General features: G+C 64.0%; 13 protein-coding genes and 4 pseudogenes. 7 read left to right on the plus strand and 10 right to left on the minus strand.

Annotation, left to right across the window (positions count from 1 at the left end):
* The first annotated feature begins 266 nt into the window (after positions 1-266).
* From Sa4125_RS09125 to Sa4125_RS09135, 3 genes are all read left to right on the plus strand, one after another.
* A complete protein-coding gene (locus Sa4125_RS09125; RefSeq protein WP_224006227.1) occupies positions 267-725 on the plus strand; it encodes a hypothetical protein in 459 nt (152 codons plus the stop codon).
* A 591-nt stretch (positions 726-1,316) separates the two neighbouring features.
* Positions 1,317-1,721, plus strand: a complete 405-nt coding sequence (locus Sa4125_RS09130; protein ID WP_224006230.1) for a FixH family protein — start codon at positions 1,317-1,319, stop codon at positions 1,719-1,721.
* Entirely contained in the window at positions 1,721-2,179 is a 459-nt protein-coding gene (locus Sa4125_RS09135; RefSeq protein ID WP_224006233.1) for a hypothetical protein, read from the plus strand. The genes Sa4125_RS09130 and Sa4125_RS09135 overlap by 1 nt, the downstream gene beginning before the upstream one ends.
* Positions 2,180-2,194: 15 nt before the next feature.
* Here Sa4125_RS09135 and Sa4125_RS09140 read toward each other — a convergent pair.
* Positions 2,195-3,348, minus strand: a protein-coding gene (locus Sa4125_RS09140) for an IS3 family transposase (protein ID WP_223999062.1) whose coding sequence is annotated in 2 segments (ribosomal slippage) — positions 2,195-3,084 and positions 3,084-3,348 — 1,155 coding nt in all. Because the reading frame shifts where the segments join, the coding sequence is not laid out codon by codon here.
* Positions 3,349-3,412: 64 nt separating this feature from the next.
* On the opposite strand from Sa4125_RS09140, the gene Sa4125_RS09145 reads away from it, so the two are divergent.
* Together Sa4125_RS09145 and Sa4125_RS09150 are read left to right on the plus strand one after the other, a co-directional pair.
* Positions 3,413-4,459, plus strand: coding sequence for an efflux RND transporter periplasmic adaptor subunit (locus tag Sa4125_RS09145; RefSeq protein WP_345944325.1), 1,047 nt, complete (start codon positions 3,413-3,415; stop codon positions 4,457-4,459).
* A pseudogene (locus Sa4125_RS09150) lies at positions 4,456-4,986 on the plus strand (efflux RND transporter permease subunit); the annotation flags it as partial. The gene Sa4125_RS09145 and the pseudogene Sa4125_RS09150, both read left to right, overlap by 4 nt.
* A 73-nt stretch (positions 4,987-5,059) precedes the next feature.
* Here Sa4125_RS09150 and istB read toward each other — a convergent pair.
* A complete protein-coding gene (gene istB, locus Sa4125_RS09155) occupies positions 5,060-5,854 on the minus strand; it encodes an IS21-like element helper ATPase IstB (protein WP_223998982.1) in 795 nt (264 codons plus the stop codon).
* Positions 5,844-6,038 (minus strand): annotated as a pseudogene (locus Sa4125_RS09160) (IS21 family transposase); the annotation flags it as partial. The pseudogene Sa4125_RS09160 and the gene istB, both read right to left, overlap by 11 nt.
* Positions 6,039-6,101: 63 nt before the next feature.
* Between Sa4125_RS09160 and Sa4125_RS09165 the strand changes: the two are divergent.
* Positions 6,102-7,237, plus strand: a protein-coding gene (locus Sa4125_RS09165; protein WP_223998800.1) for an IS3 family transposase whose coding sequence is annotated in 2 segments (ribosomal slippage) — positions 6,102-6,369 and positions 6,369-7,237 — 1,137 coding nt in all. Because the reading frame shifts where the segments join, the coding sequence is not laid out codon by codon here.
* A 61-nt stretch (positions 7,238-7,298) separates the two neighbouring features.
* On the opposite strand, the pseudogene Sa4125_RS09170 reads toward Sa4125_RS09165, so the two are convergent.
* Positions 7,299-7,547: pseudogene (locus tag Sa4125_RS09170) on the minus strand (IS21 family transposase); the annotation flags it as partial.
* Between the two features lie 115 nt (positions 7,548-7,662).
* Between Sa4125_RS09170 and Sa4125_RS09175 the strand changes: the two are divergent.
* Complete coding sequence (locus Sa4125_RS09175; RefSeq protein ID WP_223998301.1) at positions 7,663-8,871, plus strand: IS256 family transposase; 1,209 nt, start codon at positions 7,663-7,665, stop codon at positions 8,869-8,871.
* A gap of 62 nt (positions 8,872-8,933) precedes the next feature.
* Here the strand turns inward: Sa4125_RS09175 and istA are convergent.
* The 6 genes and pseudogenes from istA to Sa4125_RS09205 form a co-directional block, all read right to left on the minus strand.
* Positions 8,934-10,025: pseudogene (istA, locus tag Sa4125_RS09180) on the minus strand (IS21 family transposase); the annotation flags it as partial.
* Between the two features lie 154 nt (positions 10,026-10,179).
* Positions 10,180-10,587, minus strand: a complete 408-nt coding sequence (locus tag Sa4125_RS09185; protein ID WP_224006237.1) for a hypothetical protein — start codon at positions 10,585-10,587, stop codon at positions 10,180-10,182.
* A 545-nt stretch (positions 10,588-11,132) separates the two neighbouring features.
* Positions 11,133-11,711 carry a Pycsar system effector family protein gene (locus Sa4125_RS09190; RefSeq protein ID WP_224006240.1) on the minus strand — a complete coding sequence of 193 codons (579 nt, stop codon included), beginning with the start codon at positions 11,709-11,711 and terminating at the stop codon, positions 11,133-11,135.
* A 5-nt stretch (positions 11,712-11,716) separates the two neighbouring features.
* Positions 11,717-12,526 carry an E2 domain-associated cysteine-rich protein gene (locus Sa4125_RS09195; RefSeq protein WP_224006243.1) on the minus strand — a complete coding sequence of 270 codons (810 nt, stop codon included), beginning with the start codon at positions 12,524-12,526 and terminating at the stop codon, positions 11,717-11,719.
* 2 nt (positions 12,527-12,528) lie between these two features.
* Complete coding sequence (locus tag Sa4125_RS09200) at positions 12,529-14,064, minus strand: adenylate/guanylate cyclase domain-containing protein (protein ID WP_224006246.1); 1,536 nt, start codon at positions 14,062-14,064, stop codon at positions 12,529-12,531.
* 344 nt (positions 14,065-14,408) lie between these two features.
* On the minus strand, positions 14,409-18,299 hold the full coding sequence (locus Sa4125_RS09205; protein ID WP_224007689.1) for a vitamin B12-dependent ribonucleotide reductase: 3,891 nt from the start codon (positions 18,297-18,299) through the stop codon (positions 14,409-14,411).
* Between the last annotated feature and the right edge of the window lie 711 nt (positions 18,300-19,010).

The raw sequence follows: 19,010 nt of genomic DNA on the forward strand, positions 1-19,010 counted from the left end.
CTTCGTCGTTGGCTCGAAGGCCGAGTTCGACACCGTCAGTCCTGCGGACGGTCTCTGGGTGGGGCAGGGGACCCATCCAGAAACAAACGAGCCATCTTCCCCCTCACATCGCGGTATGATGGTGATCCAGGATGGCTCGGCAGAAGCATGTGCGGCCGTCTTTCGGACGAACCCGCTCTTCAGAAACATCCATGCGGCATTGCCAGGTGGTAAGGTCAAGGGCCTTCCTGACCAAGTGGTCGACCTCTTTTGGAAGGAAATGTGGGATGCAGGACGACGGATGGCTGCGAGCATTCCGTCGATACCTCGGCGCGACGGTCCTCGCGAACCTGGTATGGGAATTCGCGCAGATGCCGCTCTACACAGTCTGGCAGGCTCCCTGGGCTGAGATCGCCTTCGCCGGATTGCATTGTCTTGGCGGCGACGTTCTCATTGCCTCGGCTTCCATATGGGCCGCCCTGATCGTCTTGAAGGCCGAGCGCTGGCCGGAGATGCGGTTCCGGCGCGTGGCCGCGGTGACCATGACCGTCGGGCTCGGCTACACCGCCTTCAGCGAATGGCTGAACGTTTCGGTTCGTCAAAGCTGGGCCTACTCCGATCTTATGCCGACCGTCACGCCGCTGGAGATCGGCGTTTCACCCCTCGTCCAGTGGATCGTCGTTCCCGCACTGGCTCTCTTCATCGCACGGCCGTCTCACCGAACTAAGGGCGCCTCGTTGAAGTGAAGCCATTTGCGTGCCTCGGGGCGGCTCAGCCAGAAAGCCATGATGTTGCATCGCCGCTTCCCCGGCGGCATAGGCTGTGGCAGAATGACGTCGTGATCCTCCGTCCCATCCTTTTTCGGCTTTTCGCCTTTACGATCTTGCTCGCTTTGGCATCGATGCCGTTCGGTGGGGCCGTTGCCATGAGCGCAGGTGCCCCTGTTATGGCTGAGATGCCCGGTATGTCGCCCGGGGAAGTGGCCGACGAGATGCCATGCTGCCCGAACGATGTGCCGAAGCCGTCGACCGGATGCGACAAGTCGGCGTGCCCGACCATGGCGACCTGCGCGCAGCAGTGTGTCCCTGCTGCGGCATCCGCAGATGCCGGCATCTTCGTGGCTCCTGTTCGCCAAGACCTGGGACGGCCTACCGTGAGCGCGGTGCTCGCGTCGCTCGGCCCCGAGCCTCCCCCCCGTCCTCCAAAAAACTGATCGATCAGCCGACGTGCAGCGTCGTGCAAACGGTGCGGAGCAGTCCGCATCGATGCTGAGACATGGCGTTTCGCCACCCCGCCGCAGGCCAGACCGCGGACGGGATCGATCAGGAAGTGAGATCATGAAGAAGACCAGCATGCGCGTCGCCGCGGCGACCGTCGCAGGCCTGTCGTCGCTTGGGTTCGGCTCGTCCGCTCTTGCGGCAATGACCGACTACGAGTTCCAGCTCGTGGAGAGCAAAGTGAAGTCCGGGAAGGACGCCGTAGTGGCGGTTCGGCTCGTCGACAAGCGTACGGGCAGGGCTGTCCCCGACGCCGTCGTCTTCGAGACGCGTGCCGACATGGCGCCCGACGGGATGGAGACGATGACGACGCCGATCGAAGCGGTGCCGTCGGACGAACCCGGTGTCTACCGCTTCAAGGTCGCGCTCGTCATGGACGGCGGATGGCGGATCTCGCTCGGGGCCAAGGTCCAGGGCGAGGACGGCACCTTGAAGAACGAAGTCGTCCTCCAGGCGACCGAGTGATGCGAGCGGCGTTTGTCGTCCTCGCCCTCGTCGCCGTCTCGGCGGCGGGGGCCGGAGGCTATTGGGCAGGGCAGGCCGGAGTGACGGTTATCCAGCTCGAGGAGATGCTTGGCATTTCGGTGGACGCACCAGTCCCGCTGGAGCGTGCGATGGCCGCGGAGATGCCGTCGACGCCCGTCGTCGCCGCGGAACTCAGGCGCGTCCTCTACTGGCGGGATCCCGACGGGAAGCCAAGCTACTCAGCCTCGCCGAAGAGGACGGACGACGGGCGGGATTTCATTGCCGTCCGCGACGACGGAGCGAGCGCCGCATCGACGGCCTCTCCAGCGGTCTCGCCCGTGATCACCACGCCGGGACCTCTCGCGGCTTCAGACAGGAAGGTTCGCTCCTACCGCAACCCGATGGGCCTTCCAGACACCTCGCCGGTGCCGAAGAAGGATGGACTTGCCCCCTTTTAGTGGAGAGCGTTTTGATTACGCGGCGGCCAGTCGTTCGAACTGGACGGGGCTGATGAAGTCGAGCGCGGAATGGCGCCGGACGGGGTTGTAGAAGCTGTCGATGTAGCGGCCGATGGCCGCCTTCGCCTCGGTCCTGGTCTGGAAGACGGTGCGCCAGACCAGCTCGGATTTCAACGTCTTGAAGAAGGTCTCGACCATCGCATTATCATAGCAGTTGCCCTTGCCGGACATCGAGATCAGCACGTCGTACCTGCGTAGCTCGGCCTGATAGTCGATCGAGCAATATTGGCTGCCGCGGTCAGAATGATGGATCAGGCCGGTTTTCGGGCGGCGCAGGACGAGGGCCTTGCGGAGCGCCTCGAGAGCCAACTCCTTGTGTAGACGATCGCTGACGGCCCAGCCGACGACGCGCCGGGCGAACAGGTCGATGACGACGGCGAGATACAGCCAGCCCTCTCGCGTCCAAACATAGGAGATGTCGGCTCCCCACTTCTCGTCCCGGCGTTCGGTCGCGAAGTCCTGATCAAGGAGGTTCGGCGCGATCGGGAAGGCGTGCAGGCTGTCCGTCGTTCGCTTGAACCGCCGCTTCTGCCGGGCCTTGAGGCCGTTCTCGCGCATCAGGCGCGCTGTCCGACGGCGCCCGATAGCGATCCCCTCGGCCTGGAGTTCATGCCGCATGCGAGGACTCCCATAGGTGCCGTTCGACAACCGAAACGCCGAGCGGACATGCGCCAGAAGCACCATGTCGCGCTGCTGCCGGCGGCAGGCCGGTCGATCCTTCCATGCAAAATAGCCGCTCGAGCTGACGCCGAGGACCTTGCAGAGACGCTGGACGGGGAATTCTTCTTTCGCCGCATCGATGAGTTCGAACCTCACCGACTTCCCTCCCGGGCGAAAAAAGCCATCGCCTTCTTCAGGATGCCACGCTCCTGACGAAGGATCTCATTCTCCCGCCGCAGCCGCTTCATCTCCGCAGCCATGTCCTCGACGCGGTCGGGAGGCGGGCTTTCTATCAAGGCGTCGCGCCGCTTGTCGATCCAGCGCCGCAGTGTCGATAGCCCAACGCCAAGGTCCTCCGCGATCTCGCGCTGCGTCCGGCCGCTCGTCTCAACCAGACGGACGGCTTCCTCCTCGAATTCCTTCGTAAATCGTCGCTGTGTCTTCGCCATGGAGTTCCTCATGCCTCATTGAGAACTCTCCACTTTTCCGGGGCAAGTCCAGGATTCGATGGGAATGGACTACATCCCCGTCTACGACGGTCCGGAGGAAGAGGAGGGCGTCGTCACCGTCTCCCCGGGGCGGCTCCAGAGAACGGGGGTCCGCTCCGAGCTCGTGTCCCGGCAGGTCGTCGGTCGGCCGCTGCGGGTGCCGGGCGTGGTGAAGCTCGACGAACGGATGGTCTCTGTCGTCACTACGCGGGCCGACGCCTTCGTGGAGGAGGTCGCCGACGTAACCACGGGTGCGGCCGTTCGGAAGGGGCAGCCGCTGGTGCGCCTCTACTCGCCAGAGATGGCCGCTGCCGGCGCGCAGTACGTGATCGAGCTCAAGAGCGGGGGAGCAGCTAGGTCGGGCGGAGCGGGCCTGAAGCTCCGCAACCTCGGCGTCCCGGAGGGGGCAATCACGGAAATGGAGCGGACGGGTAAGGTCCCGCCTTCCATGACCTGGACGGCGCCTAGGGACGGTCTCATCCTAGAACGGGCGGCCGTCGACGGCATGATGACCGAGGCGGGAGACGTCCTCTTCCGTCTCGCCGACGTCTCGCGGGTGTGGCTCGTCGCAGACGTGCCCGAGCGCGAGGTCGGAGTCCTCCGGCTCGGCAACGCCGCGCGAAGCACCTTCAGGGGACTGCCTGGCCAGACATTCGACGGCCGCGTAGACCTCGTCTACCCGCAGGTCTCGCCCGAGACTCGGACGGTGAAGGTGCGCATCGAGATCGAGAACCTGGACGGTCTCCTGCTGCCCGACATGTATGCCGATGTCGAGATCGAATCAGGTGTCGGCAGTGCAGTCGTTGCAGTTCCGAATGACGCCATCCTCGACACGGGATCGCGACAGGTGGTGATCCTCGATCGCGGCGACGGCCGCTTCGAGCCCCGTCCCGTCGAGATCGGTGCCCGCGGCACGGACGTGACTGAGATCACGACGGGCATCCAGGCGGGAGACCGAGTGGTGACCGGCGCGAACTTCCTGATCGACGCCGAAAGCAACATCAAGGCGGCCCTGTCCGCCCTCGATCCCAAGCCGAACGGGCCGGCCCCGATGGCGGAGGCACGGCCGTGATCGCGCGTGTCATAGCATGGAGCGCGAGGAACCTCGTCCTCGTCTTCGTCGGCACCCTGTTCGCGGTCGCGGGTGGCCTCTACGCGTTGAAGACGCTGCCGCTGGACGCGATCCCGGATCTCTCCGACGTCCAGGTCATCGTCTACACCGAGTATCCAGGCCAAGCCCCGCAGGTCGTCGAGGACCAGGTCACCTATCCCCTGACGACGGCCATGCTGACGGTGCCGAAGTCGAAGGTCGTGCGCGGCTTCTCGTTCTTCGGCGTGTCCTTCGTCTACGTCGTGTTCGAGGACGGCACCGATCCCTACTTCGCCCGCAGCCGGGTCCTCGAGTTCCTGAACGCCGCCGGGCGTCGCCTTCCTGTTGGCGTGACGCCGACGCTCGGCCCGGACGCGACGGGCGTAGGCTGGGTCTACCAGTACGCGGTGGTCGCCAAAGACAGGACGCTTGCTGAGCTCCGATCCTTGCAGGACTGGGTCGTGAGGTTCGCCGCTTCCGACGCCGACGGGGTCGCCGAGGTGGCAAGCTGTTGATTTCCACCCGGAACTGACCCGGGTTTTCCATCGAGAATTGACCCGGCTCTGAGTTATGCTGAGTGGGTCATGTGTGGGTCAAGGCATGTGCGCTTTCCTTCCTCTTGCGGGTGGCGGCGTCGGTGCTGGCTCTGAAGCGGAAGCTGTCATTTCCAGTCTCCAGGATGTGGCAACGATGTGTGAGGCGATCGAGCAGCGCGGTGGTCATCTTGGCATCGCCGAAGACGGTGGCCCATTCGCTGAAGCTCAGATTGGTCGTGATGACGACGCTGGTGCGCTCGTAGAGCTTGCTCAGCAGGTGGAAGAGCAGCGCACCGCCTGAGGCACTGAATGGCAGGTATCCAAGCTCGTCCAGGATCACGAGATCGAGACGGACGAGGGTCTCGGCCAGTTGGCCGGCTTTGCCCTTGGCTTTCTCCTGTTCGAGCATGTTGACGAGTTCGATGGTCGAGAAGAACCGAACTTTCCGGCGATAATGCTCGACGGCCTGAACGCCAAGGGCGGTCGCGACATGGGTTTTGCCCGTGCCCGGCCCGCCGATCAGCACGACATTCTCCATTCCTTCGATGAACTCGCAGCGATGGAGCTGGCGCACCGTGGCCTCGTTGATCTCGCTGGCTGAGAAGTCGAAGCCCGCCAGATCCTTGTAGGCCGGGAAGCGTGCTGCCTTCATGTGATAGGCGATCGAGCGCACCTCGCGTTCCGCCATCTCGGCCTTGAGGAGCTGCGTCAGGATCGGCACGGCGGCTTCGAAGGCAGGCGCGCCTTGCTCAATCAGGTCGGTGACGGCCTGGGCCATGCCATACATCTTGAGGCTGCGCAGCATGATGACGACGGCGCCGCTGGCGGGATCATGACGCATGGCGGCCTCCACTCCTGCGGGCGCGCAAATCGTCGTAGCGCTCGACATTGGCCTTGGGCTCTCGGCGCAGCAGCAGCGTTTGCGGCGTGTCGATGGCCGGGCCGTCGATCGTCTTTCCGTCGATCAGACGGTGCAGGATGTTGAGCACGTGGGTCTTGGTGGCGACCCCCTCTGACAGTGAGAGGTGGTCCCGGAAAACCGGACCAGCATTTAGGGTGGATCGCCTGATGAGAAGGACGATCCGAGCATGTCGAAGAGGGCGCGGTATTCCGCGGAATTCAAAGCCAAGGTCGCGCTGGATGCGATCCGAGGCGAGCTGACGCTGGCCGAATTGGCGAAGAAGCACGGGGTGCATCCGAATGTAGTCGGCCAGTGGAAGCGCCTGGCCATCGAGAACATGGCGACAGCGTTCGGGGGCGGCGTTGCCGAGACGGCCCAAGATCGCGATGCGGAATTCGAGAAGCTCCACGCCAAGATCGGGCAACTCGTTGTGGAACGGGATTTTTTGCAGAAGGCCTTCGGTCGATGAGCCGGGATCGAAGGCAGGCAGGCATCGAGAAGGACCATCCTCGTCTCAGCGTCCGGCGCCAATGCCGTCTTTTGTCGTTGACGCGCTCGACGCTGTACGCCACGCCCGCGGGCGAGAGCGCCGAGAACCTCGCTTTGATGCGACGGATCGACGAGCAGTTCCTGGAGACGCCATGGTATGGCTCTCGGCAGATGGCGCGCTGGCTGCGTCGGCAGGGTTATCTCGTCGGGCGTCATCGCGTTCGGCGGCTGATGCGCAAGATGGGCCTGTCGCCGATCTACCAGGCGCCGCGAACCAGCCAGCCGCACCCGCAGCACCGGATCTATCCCTATCTCCTGCGGGAACTGACGATCGAGCGGCCGAACCACGTCTGGTGCACAGACATCACCTACATCCCGATGCGGCGAGGCTTTCTGTATCTCGTGGCGATTATGGACTGGGCGACAAGGAAGGTGCTGGCCTGGCGGCTGTCGAATACGATGGACGTCGGCTTCTGCATCGAGGCGCTGGAGGAGGCCATGGCCCGCTTCGGCAGACCGGAGATCTTCAACTCCGACCAAGGCTCGCAGTTTACCAGCGCCGACTTCACCGACAAGCTGAAGGCGGCCGGGATCAGGATCTCGATGGATGGCAGAGGTCGCTGGATCGACAATCGGTTCATCGAGAGGCTCTGGCGGTCGTTGAAATACGAATGCGTCTACCTGAATGCGTTCGAGACGGGCTCCGAAGCCCGGCATGGGATCGGCTCGTGGATCAGCTACTATAATGCCGAGAGGCCGCATTCGAGCCTACATGACGCGACACCGAACGAAGCCTATGCGATGAGCTGGGCCGATGAGAAACTGGCGGCATAACCACAACCGCGTTCCACTCTAAATCCGCCGCTGGATGGTCTGAAAACCGGGACCACCTCTGTGCCAGCTCCACTGCGGCCAGCACCGCCTGCTCATCATGGTGCAGGACCAGGGCAAGGATATCGACCATCTCGCGATCGCCACCGGGCCGTCGCAACATCTGATCCTGCAATCGCCGGAAGCCTGACGGCAGTTCAGCGAAAGGAGCACCGTTGCGCAGCGCGCCGGGCTTGCGCTGGATCACCGCCAGATAATGATGCCAGTCGTAGATCGTTCGCGGCGGCAGATGATGCGATCGCTCGATCCGCCGTGGTAGTGTCCGCGCTCGTGGTGGAAATTCCGACATTGAAAGGTGTGGCTGAGGCGGTCACCGGATAGGGCGGCTAAGGTGGAGTTGCGAGACTTCAACCTGACCGGAGAACCCGATGACCGAGGACAGACTACCGCTTGCCGAGCTTTTTGCGAAAGCCGGGGACGGCGATTTCCTGAGAACGATAGCCGAGAGCGTGATGCAGCTCCTTATGGAGGTCGACGTTGAAGGCATGATCGGCGCCGGGCGCCACGAACGGACGCAGGAACGGGCGACTTATCGCAATGGCTACCGCGACCGCTCGCTCGACACGCGGCTCGGCTCGTTGCAGCTTCGGATACCCAAGCTTCGGCAGGGCAGCTACTTCCCGCCGTTCCTGGAGCCGAGAAAGCTCTCGGAGAAGGCCTTGGTTGCCGTCATTCAGGAAGCTTGGATCAGCGGCGTTTCCACCCGGCGGGTCGACGATCTGGTACAGGCCATGGGGCTGTCGGGGATCGGCAAGAGCACCGTATCGAAGCTGTGCAAAGACATCGACGAACGCGTCGGCGGCTTCCTCGACCGTCCTCTCACTGGCGACTGGCCCTACCTCTGGCTGGATGCGACCTACCTGAAGCAGCGCGAGGGTGGACGCATCGTTTCGGTCGCCGCCATAATCGCCGTGGCCGTGAACACGGACGGCAAGCGCGAGATCGTCGGCCTTCACATCGGCCCCTCGGAAGCGGAGACGTTTTGGTCGAGCTTCCTCAAGAGCCTCGTGCGCCGCGGCCTGTCCGGCGTGAAGCTCGTGATCTCGGATGCTCACGAAGGGCTGAAAGCCGCCATTCGCCGGGTGTTCAGCGCCTCCTGGCAGCGCTGCCGGGTGCATTGGATGCGCAACGCCCTGTCGTATGTCCCGAAGGCGCAGCAGAGCATGGCGGCGGCCGCGCTGCGCCAAGCCTTCGCCCAGCCCGATCGTGCTAGCGCCAGCCAGGCGCTGCGCCACGTCGCCGACCAGCTTCGGGGAAAGTGTCCAAAGCTCGGGGCCTTCATCGACAACAGCGAGACCGACGTGCTGGCGCACATGGATTTTCCCAGTCAGCACCGGACCCGGATCCATTCGACGAATTCCCTGGAGCGCCTGAACAAGGAGGTGAAGCGGCGTGCCGACGTCGTCGGAATCTTCCCGAACGAGGGATCCATCATCCGGCTCATCGGCGCCGTCCTTCTCGAGGCCAACGACGAATGGCAGATCCAGAACCGCTACATGCAGACCGAACCCATGGCCGACCTCATGGCCATGGGCAACACTGCAAAACCCGAACAGATTTCCACCGAAGTCGCCTGAAACGGAGCCGCTTCAGCTACACTCAATTTCCACCACGTTGACGGACACGACCTCCGCCGTTCATGCTCGCACAAGATTTGCCCCTCGGCCGCAATGACCAGACGATCCGGGTAGACACGGAGGCTGACGGGCCTGTTCGCAAAAGAAGCCGGCACGCTGTAGCGGTTGCGTTCGAAGCTGATCAGGCAAGTAGGCGAGACGCGCTTGCTCTGCTCGACGAACCCGTCGAAGGCAGGCGGTAGCGACATCAAGGTGGGCTGCTCTTCGGCCCAGACATCGGCGACGGTCCCGGCAAGACGGCCATGTGGGATCTCCCGCCAGAGCTCCAGACAACGCTGCTCGAGCCAGGCATTCAGCGTGGCGAGATCGGGAAAGTTCGGCATCGGCTGCCACAGACGCGGCCGCGCATCCTGCACGTTCTTCTCGACTTGCCCTTTCTCCCAACCAGAGGCCGGATTGCAGAACTCCGGCTTGAAGACATAGTGGTTTGTCATGGCGAGGAAACGCAGGTTGATCTGGCGTTCCTTGCCGCGTCCGACGCGGTCTACCGCCGTTCTCATGTTGTCGTAGATGCCGCGCTCAGGCACGCCGCCGAAGACGCGGAAGGCGTGCCAATGAGCGTCAAACAGCATCTCGTGGGTCTGGAGCAGATAGGCACGGACGAGGAACACTCGGCTGTGCGCCAGCTTGATATGCGCGACCTGAAGCCTGGTGCGGTCGCCGCCGATCACCGCATGGTCCTCGCTCCAGTCGAACTGGAAGGCTTCGCCGGGGCGGAAAGACAGGGGAACGAAGATGCCGCGCCCTGTCGTTTGCTGCTCGCGCTGCCGCTCCGCAAGCCATTCGCGGGCGAACGCGGCCACACGGTTGTAGGAACCGGTGAACCCGAGAGCGACGAGATCTGCATGCAAGTGCGTCAAAGGCCGGCGCTGCTTACGTGACTTTGATGCTTCGGCCTTCAGCCAGGCTGCAAGCTTGTCGGAGAACGGGTCGAGCTTGCTCGGCCGCTCCGGCACCGAGAACTTCGGCTCGATCGTGCCGGCCTTCAGATACTTCTTGATGGTGTTCCGCGAGAGCCCGGTCCGCCTGGCTATCTCTCGGATCGGTAGCTTCTCTCGCAAAGCCAAGCGGCGGATGACGTTCAAAAGTCCCATGTAGATCACTCCATTGTCCCCTCGCTCGCCGCGCTCGGGGAAAGGTCACATGGGTCAAATCTCAGTGGAAATCAGGCGCTGTCCCGGGTCAGTTCCGGGTGGAAATCAACATCCCGCTCTCTGGATCACCCGTTGCAAGCAGAGGGTCAGGGGATCACATTCCAAAAGGGTAGACGGCGACCCAGCCGTCGCATCGCGGGTCCCGTTCGGGATTTGTCGACCGCAGCCGACCTTGATGCCGGCACCAAAAAGACCGTAGTGCGGCAACCGCCTCGCCGTCGGTGTAAGTGCCGCCTATCAGGGCGATTTCGACATTGTGTCGGTCTCCCAATGGCGGCGCCGATTCCCGCCTTCGGCGTCGAAGCGGTAAGCCTCCAACTCGCACCCGGGCTTTCAGAAGGTCCAGATCCAGCACCTCTTTCAGGTCCGCCGGATCCGGGCGCTTGGAGTGCCCGCGTCTCACGCCCTCGTTGATCCTGTCGATGACGTCGCGCGGCATGTCCAGGCAGTTGAGCCCCGCTCCAAGCGTCCTCAGGTCGTTGGCGGACTTTTCGACGAGCATGTGGAGACCCTTCCGCGGAGTCGTAGATGCAGCAGAGGCGAGTGCCATCCTGAAGGCTCTCGACGATGCCGTCGAGCGTCCACGCGGTGCGTCGCGTCGCCACGACGCTCACTACCGTATGATGATGGGAGCCGAGGTGCAGGCGCAAGATCCCGCCGCGGTGGCAGAGGCCGCCCGACGAACGACAGCTAGGTTCGGAAGAAGCCGTGGCGGGGAGGGTGAGCGTGAGTATGCCGTAATGAAGCGGCTGTCACGGTCACAGGCGAGACCTGGGGCTGGCCCGACGACTTCGTCCACCGCCACTTCTGCCCGACCTGCGGCTAGAGGCTCTTCAGCGTCGAGGGCAACGGCGAGCTCGAGGTCCGCTTCGGGTGCCTCGACGCCGCGCCGACGGATCTGGCGCCGACATACGAGAACTGGGTCGTCCATCGGGAGAGGTGGCTTCCGGAAGTGCCGGGCGCCGGGCAGAACGGGCGGGATCGAAACGGCTGACTCCGGCTGGGCATCTGCCCTCGGCAAAAGTTAGAGACAGCGCGTGGCACTGGCTACAGCCACCCTTTAGCCACTCCATACCTCGCACCGAGCGATGCGAGCGCATGCAGGATCGGGAGCGTCTGAAGGGCGAATGCCACGAGCACAAGCCACGCGGCCCGGGTGAAGGCTTTGAACTTCCGGTCGGCGATCTGGCTTTGGACCGTGATCTGAACAGTCAGGTCATCGAAGTAGCGTTCTGTGAAGGACGTATTCTCCGGCGGGAAGTAGCGTTCGCGGACACGTTGGCCGTATTGCTCCGGCTTCATCTTGGCGATGTCGCCGAAGTATAGGAGGTTGCGCCCGTCCCCCTCGGCCTTGTGGTGGTGATGCAGGAACCGTGGCAAGAACGATTTCAGAGACAGAAGCGCCGCTACGGCGAGCAGGGGCAGGACGTAGAGGAACACCCGATCGTAGCCCATCGGCAGTGCCGTAGGTGCTCGCAGTAGCCCTATGATCGCACCGATCCAGACAGAACAGAACGTCAGGAGGGCGGCGTTCTTGGTCTCGGCGAATTTGACGAAATCGATCATCCGCCCATGGTGAGCTGACAGGATCTTCTCGTAGCTTTCCTGCTGATCGTCCTTGGCCATGGTTCTCAGGCTGCCTGTCTTTTGGCTTGCTCGGGCAAAGGCAAAGGACAGCCGTCGACCGACCCGCAGCATTCATGTCCGCACGAGGCGGCAAATTCGAAGAACTTTCGTTCGGCTGCCGCCCAGCGCTCCAACGACAGCGCCAGTGTCGCAAGCGCGGCCGCATGGTCGGCACATGCAACAATGGGGAGGGGCCTCCCGCCTTGTCGGTCACATGGGCATCGTGATCGAAGGGTTAGGACACTTTTCGTTTTGACGTCGACTGACGTAAGGCGCCGCCCGTCGAGGAAAAGGCGGACTCTCTTGTTCCCGGCGACCCGAGAACGCTTCGTGGACAGGCGGCCCTCGTCCATTGCAGAAGTGAAACGCTTGCCGAGCGCCGTCGCAGCCCGCTCGGCCGACGCCTGGCCTCGGGCGGCTTCCGGGCCATGGGCGCGGGCGTCGCTTTTGCCCGGCCAGCGACGAAGGCTGTCGACGGCTATCTGGCGGCGAAGGAAAGCAAGAAGCTTTCCCCACCAGAGCATGATGTCGTCCTCCGTCCCGAAACCGAGGGGCTCTTCCTCCGCCCAATGCAGGCAGAAGGATCCGTCGGAGTTGAGATGCCGCTCTGGGCAGTACGCGGGAAGCCGGTGGGACCCACACTCCTGGACTCGGAGCGCCCCGCCGATCGCCGACACTTCAATCAGGTAGGTCGGAGGCGGCGCCCCAGAATCGAGCGTCGGCCGCACCGCGATCCGCACTCCGTTCCCACCCTCGTCGATGACGGTCCCGTCGTTGGCCGCTGCGACCTGTTTTACCAGGTCGAGGGGCGTCATGTTCAGCCTCCATCTCCGGCATATGGTCTGAACGGAGTTTCGGCAGCACGGGCAGCCGCGGGTGCTGCCATGACAATGCTCGCTGCGCGAATGGCTTTTGCCGCAGCGTTGTTATCTGCCTCGAGGCTAGCCATCACGACGTCGTAAGTCAGGCCGGGCTTCAGGCGGCCAGTTCCGAAGAGCGTGCGAACAGATCCCGGGCCCTCGTCGTATGCGGCCTTACCGATCGCGGTCTCCAACCCGTCGCACCGCTTCTGCTCGTTCTCTGCGCCGATGACGGTGCGCCCGATTGAGGAGCGCGTTCTCGAGCCTTGAATGCCGAGTCTCGATATCGCCGTCTGGCCGTACTCAAATCCAATCGCGAGACCTAGGTCGTCCGTCTCAACTCCGGCGTCGGCGAGACGCTCTAGCGCGAGGTTGAAGCTGCTCCGGAGCGCCCGGGCACAGATGGCCCCCGTGGACACTGTCGCCACCGCGTCCGTCGTGGCCGCAGTTCCCTCCAACAAATGGCCGTGGACGCAGTCCCCGATGAACCGGATGCGGCGCCCGTTGAAGTCGGACGTAAGCACGCGGTCGAGCTCGGCGCGGATGACATGAAGGCAGCGGACGACGTCTTCTGGATCGTCCTCGATATGTGCGTCGACGTAGGCGGTGAAGTTGTCGATGTCGGCGTAGACCGAGACCGTCTCCATGCGGCGGGAGTTGCCCGGCGTGAGCGACGAGATGTCGAGATGCCGGATCGGCGGTGTCGTCCTTGAGAAAACGAAGGACCCGATCGGGTGGTCCTCGTTGTCCTTTCGCCAACCTTTGACGATTTCGTCCTTCGATACCTCAAGGTCCGCGGTCTCGACCGAGGCCTCGATCTCGCCGTAGCTGAGAGGTGTGGTCGCGAGGTCGTCTCGGTCTACCTCGTCGAGGCCGATTGCGAGGCGGGCTTCGTTCGTCAGATAGATCCCGACGGCACCGTCCCGGGATGCGAGTTTGGCGGCTTGGTTCGCCGGCCTTCCGAGAAAGAGCGGCTCGCGGTATCCGCTTCGGCCATTGTTGACGGCCAGAGCGCGGCCCGTATCGATCCCAACGCGGACCTCTGCGTCGGGGATGTTCAGGTCATCGTCGCCGGTCTCGGCCAAGACGTCGATGACGAGCTGCGCGATCGCGACAGCGCGATGTACCCGCGTGGCCTCATCGGCCCCGCCATAAGGTTTCGCCACGACGGCATGCAGTCGCTGTCCGTGAAAGTCGACGCGACGCGTGTCGGTCTTTCGCAGGATGCGGTGGACAGCGCGCTGGTGGAGGTCGAGGAAGCGAAGGGCACGCTTGTGGGCCGTGACGCCGTCGACTTCGGTCGATGAAAGGATGGCCCCGAAGTTCCGGATGTCGACGTAGAGGTGGACTGCGTCCATCCGGTACGCCTTGTTGGTCGGGACCGACTCCAGCGAAGTCTCACGCTTGTAGTCCACGATGGTAACCGTCTCGACGTCCTTGATACGGGCATCGATGGCCGCCTTCGCACGGTCATGCTTCCAGTTGTTTGCCATGGTGGCTCTCCTGCCGTTTGAGTCCGGCCGCATGGGCGTCTGTGCCTAGCGGATCGTTCATGCCGGACACTCGAGGCACGATACGAGTTGCTCGTTTGTTCCTGATTGCATTCCTGCGCGCCGGGCGGCGCGCAGGTCTTGAGTATTTGGGGAGGTTCTAGGAGCTCTCTCCAACTGCGGCACACCTACGGTGCCACGACGGGGTCATTTCTGTGCCCTGAGGCAAATCAGCGTGCCGCTGAGATCTAGGAACATAGTCCGTTACAGGGAAACTTTCCCATCCGATTTACAACTTTGGCCCCCAATTTACAACATTGGGTATGCCGACAGAACAAACGGAACAATCAACTGCACCCAGATGTACTCCCGCAGGTGTCGCACTTCAGGCAGGTGCCATTGCGGACCATGGTGAAGTTGGCGCATTCCGAGCAGCTTTCGCCGGTGTAGCCCTTCATCATCGCTTCGGCGCGGCGCTCGTTGGCGCTGGGGCGCGGGGCGGCTTCGACCTGGGCCTTGTCGCGATCCGAGGCGGGGAAGGCGAGGGGGCTGTCGAACAGTCCCTGCGCCGGCGAGACGTCGGCAATCGGGGCGGGCTGGGTCAGCGGCTCGAAGTCGCGCTTGAAGGCCGTGGCCAGCTTGCCCGAGGCCGCTGCGCCCGCACCGCTGCGGGCGGACAGCGACGTCACATTGGCCGCCGGAGCGGCGGGTGCCGGCGAGGCGGCGGGCGCCACGGCAGCGGGCAGGGGTGCCGCGCTGCCGGCCGAAGGGCCGCGCAGGATGGTGGCGGTGGCGGGCGTCGCACCCTTCGGCGCAGCCGTGCCGAGCGAGCCGGCCGGCTCCCCGGTACCGACAAGGCGGAACTTTGCCGTCTGGCCGCGGACCATGCCGTGGCTCACCGGCGAGGGCTTGTCGCCCTCGACGCCGCGCCCGATGGTCGAGGTGCCGAAATCTTCCGGCTGGACATGGGCAAGGTCGTGCCGGCCGAGATAGGAGACGGCCAGCTCGCGGAAGACGTAGTCGAGGATCGACGTGGCGTTCTTGATCGCCTCGTTGCCCTGGACGATGCCCGCCGGCTCGAAGCGCGTGAAGGTGAAGGCCTCGACATACTCCTCCAGCGGCACGCCGAACTGCAGGCCGAGCGAGATGGCGATGGCGAAATTGTTCATCATCGCGCGGAAGGCGGCGCCTTCCTTGTGCATGTCGATGAAGATCTCGCCGATGCGGCCGTCGTCGTATTCGCCGGTGCGCAGGTAGACCTTGTGGCCGCCGACGATCGCCTTCTGGGTGTAGCCCTTGCGCCGGTTCGGCAGCTTCTCGCGGTCGCGGATCACCTTCTCGACGATCCGCTCGACGATGCGCTCGGCGACTTCCGCCGCACGCGCCGCGGCAGGAGCGGCGATCAGCATCTCGGTCGCGGTGGCGACGAGATCCTCCTCGTCGTCGACATCGTCTGATATGAGCGAGGAGTTCAGCGGCTGCGAGAGCTTCGAGCCGTCGCGGTAGAGGGCGTTGGCCTTCAGCGCCAGCTTCCACGACAGCATGTAGGCGGCGTTGCAGTCCTCGACGGTCGCGTCGTTGGGCATGTTGATGGTCTTGGAGATCGCCCCGGAAATGAAGGGCTGGGCGGCCGCCATCATCTTGATGTGGCTGTCGACCGAGAGGTAGCGCTTGCCGATGCGCCCGCAGGGGGTGGCGCAATCGAAGACGGGCAGGTGCTTGTCCTTCAGGAACGGCGCGCCCTCGAGCGTCATGGCGCCGCAGACATGGACATTGGCGGCCTCGATGTCGCCCTTGGAGAAGCCGAGGAAGGGCAGCATTTCGAAGGCGAAATCGTTCAGCTGCGCGTCGGTCATGCCGAGCGTCTTCTTGCAGAACTCCTCGCCGAGGGTCCACTTGTTGAAGGCGAACTTGATGTCGAAGGCGCTCTTCAGCGCCGTGTTCAGCGCCTCGATCTCGGCCGGGCCGAAACCCTTGGCGCGCAACGAGGCCGAGTTGATCGCCGGGGCCTGGTTGAGATTGCCGTGGCCGACCGCATAGGCCTCCATCTCGCCGATCTCGGCTTCCGAGTATCCAAGTGTGCGCAGCGCGGCGGGGACCGCATTGTTGATGATCTTGAAGTATCCGCCGCCGGCGAGCTTCTTGAACTTCACCAGCGCGAAGTCGGGCTCGATGCCGGTGGTGTCGCAGTCCATCACGAGACCGATCGTGCCGGTCGGCGCGATGACCGAGACCTGGGCATTGCGAAAGCCGTGCTTGACGCCGAGCTCGACCGCCTCGGTCCACGCCGCCTTGGCGCGGCCCGACAGGCGCTTGTCCTTCAGCGAGGAATGGTCGAGCGGCACCGGTTCGACGGCGAGGCCCTCATAGCCGTTGGCGATGCCATGCGCGGCACGGGCATGGTTGCGCATCACCCGCAGCATGTGGTCGGCATTGCGCTCGTAGTCGGGGAAGGTGCCGAGCTTTTCGGCCATCTCCGCCGAGGTGGCATAGGCAACGCCCGTCATCAGCGCCGAGACGGCACCGCAGATCGAACGGCCTTCGGCCGAGTCGTAGGGAATGCCGGAGGTCATCAGGAAGCCGCCGATATTGGCGAAGCCGAGTCCGAGGGTGCGGTAGTCGTAGGAGCGCTGGGCGATCTCCTTGGAGGGGAACTGCGCCATCAGGACGGAGATCTCGAGCACCACCGTCCACAGCCGCGTCGCATGTTCGAAGGCTTCCGTCTCGAAGCGCCCGCCCTCTTCGCGGAACTGCAGGAGGTTCAGCGAGGCGAGGTTGCAGGCCGTGTCGTCGAGGAACATGTATTCCGAGCACGGATTGGAGGCGATGATCTCGCCGGCCGCCGGGCAGGTGTGCCAGTCGTTGATGGTGGTGTGGAACTGGATGCCGGGATCGGCCGAGGCCCAGGCGGCATAGCCGACGCGCTCCCAGAGGTCGCGGGCCTGCAGCGTCTTGACGGTGCGGCCGTCCTTGCGGGCGGTGAGGTTCCACGGCCCGTCATCCTCGACGGCGCGCAGGAATTCGTCGGTGACGCGGACGGAATTGTTGGAGTTCTGGCCGGCGACGGTCAGATAGGCTTCGGAATCCCAGTCGGTGTCGAAGACGGGGAAGTCGATGTCGGTGTAGCCCTGCCGAGCGAACTGGATGACGCGCTTGATGTAGTTCTCGGGTACCTGGCTCCGCTTGGCGTCCTTGACGGCGCGCTTCAGCGCCGGGTTCTGCATCGGGTCGAAGCGAACCTCCTCGGGCTCGGGTCCGTCGACGCAGGCGGCGAGGATCAGCTTCAGGTGTTTGGAGACCACGCGCGAGCCGGTGACGAGGGCGGCGACCTTTTCCTCCTCCTTCACCTTCCACGAGATGTAGGCCTCGATGTCGGGGTGATCAATGTCGACGACGACCATCTTGGCGGCGCGGCGCGTGGTGCCGCCCGACTTGATCGCGCCGGCGGCGCGGTCGCCGATCTTCAGAAAGCTCATCAGGCCCGACGATTTCCCGCCGCCCGACAGCCGCTCGCCTTCGCCGCGCAGGCGCGAGAAATTGGAGCCGGTGCCCGAGCCGTATTTGAACAGGCGCGCCTCGCGCACCCAGAGGTCCATGATGCCGCCATCGTTGACGAGATCGTCGGCGACCGACTGGATGAAGCAGGCATGCGGCTGCGGATGCTCGTAGGCCGAGGTCGAGCGGGTCAACTCGCCCGTGAGGTAGTCGACGTAGAAATGGCCCTGGCCGGGGCCGTCGATGCCATAGGCCCAGTGCAGGCCGGTGTTGAACCATTGCGGCGAATTCGGCGCGACCTTCTGCGTCGCCAGCATGAAGGCGAGTTCGTCCATGAACGCGCGCGCGTCTTCTTCGGCGGCGAAATAGCCGCCCTTCCAGCCCCAATAGGTCCAGGTGCCCGCGAGCCGGTCAAAGACCTGCCGCGCGTCCATCTCCGAGCCGTAGCGCTCCTTTTCCGGCAGCGCCTCAAGGGCCACCTCGTCGGCGACCGAGCGCCAGAGCCAGGACGGCACGTCGTTCTCCTCGACGCGCTTCAGCCGCGCCGGAATGCCGGCCTTGCGGAAGTACTTCTGCGCCAAAATGTCGGAGGCCACCTGGCTGAACTGGGCGGGAACATCGATGCCTTCGAGGCGGAAGACCACCGAGCCATCGGGATTGCGGATCTCGCTTGTCGCCTGACGGAAGGCGACGCTCGCATAGGCGCCTTCACCGGCCTTGGTGTAGCGGCGATCGATTTTCATGCCCATGGGACGGGTCCTTGGAAAGCTGGCGGGGTAATTGGCGCGGGGCGATTCTCGTCGCCTCGGAGAGTCCGACACGAGGTTTTCCCGTGACTTCGCCCCATGACGACATGTTGTGTGCATGCCTGATGCTGACGCTAGATATAGTATGATCGGGAGGGTTAAGCGAGTCTTTCCGCGGCCTGGAAAACTTTCTGCGGAGGCTCCGGCGCGGGTTTTTGGCGTGCTCCGGCGTGCCAAGGAAGCGGCAAAACCCCTGCAAACGCTGTGAGTCCGAGGCTAGGGCGAGTCCGACGGAAGGGTCAAGGCGATGCGGTCGCGCCTTCGAAATAGCGCCGCGCGATAAGCCGCGCTTGTGGATAGTGGGCAGAACCGAGGATGACGCCGTACCTGTCGTGGCGGGGACACCCTGTCGATGGTTGCGCACGCAGTCGACGGGCCGCCAAATGGCGTTTTCTGCGCGTCCTGGCGCCTTGATGCTGTCAAGGCGGGACAAGGCAGAACCGCACCTGCATCCGGGATTCCGGGAAGTCGGACGATGAGCGCCGACGGCTCGTCGGACATGGCGCCCGGCGCTTCTCGATTCGCCGCCGGAAGGTCTTCGACCGAATCGCTGATCCTGTCGCCAGGTATCTTCAGGGACTGGCGCCGCCGGTGACGGACTTTCACACGCATAGCTGCCGACGAGGCTGCCCAAGGTGGCACGCCTCG

The organism is Aureimonas sp. SA4125 (genome assembly GCF_019973775.1).
Lineage (GTDB): Bacteria > Pseudomonadota > Alphaproteobacteria > Rhizobiales > Rhizobiaceae > Plantimonas.

Bases quoted from the DNA above. Each gene is read 5' to 3' on its own strand.
- Sa4125_RS09125 (WP_224006227.1), top strand. From the start codon at position 267: ATGCAGGACGACGGATGGCTGCGAGCATTCCGTCGATACCTCGGCGCG.
- Sa4125_RS09130 (WP_224006230.1), top strand. From the start codon at position 1,317: ATGAAGAAGACCAGCATGCGCGTCGCCGCGGCGACCGTCGCAGGCCTG.
- Sa4125_RS09135 (WP_224006233.1), top strand. From the start codon at position 1,721: ATGCGAGCGGCGTTTGTCGTCCTCGCCCTCGTCGCCGTCTCGGCGGCG.
- Sa4125_RS09145 (WP_345944325.1), top strand. From the start codon at position 3,413: ATGGACTACATCCCCGTCTACGACGGTCCGGAGGAAGAGGAGGGCGTC.
- istB (WP_223998982.1), bottom strand. From the start codon at position 5,854: ATGCGTCATGATCCCGCCAGCGGCGCCGTCGTCATCATGCTGCGCAGC.
- Sa4125_RS09175 (WP_223998301.1), top strand. From the start codon at position 7,663: ATGACCGAGGACAGACTACCGCTTGCCGAGCTTTTTGCGAAAGCCGGG.
- Sa4125_RS09185 (WP_224006237.1), bottom strand. From the start codon at position 10,587: ATGCTCGTCGAAAAGTCCGCCAACGACCTGAGGACGCTTGGAGCGGGG.
- Sa4125_RS09190 (WP_224006240.1), bottom strand. From the start codon at position 11,711: ATGGCCAAGGACGATCAGCAGGAAAGCTACGAGAAGATCCTGTCAGCT.
- Sa4125_RS09195 (WP_224006243.1), bottom strand. From the start codon at position 12,526: ATGACGCCCCTCGACCTGGTAAAACAGGTCGCAGCGGCCAACGACGGG.
- Sa4125_RS09200 (WP_224006246.1), bottom strand. From the start codon at position 14,064: ATGGCAAACAACTGGAAGCATGACCGTGCGAAGGCGGCCATCGATGCC.
- Sa4125_RS09205 (WP_224007689.1), bottom strand. From the start codon at position 18,299: ATGAAAATCGATCGCCGCTACACCAAGGCCGGTGAAGGCGCCTATGCG.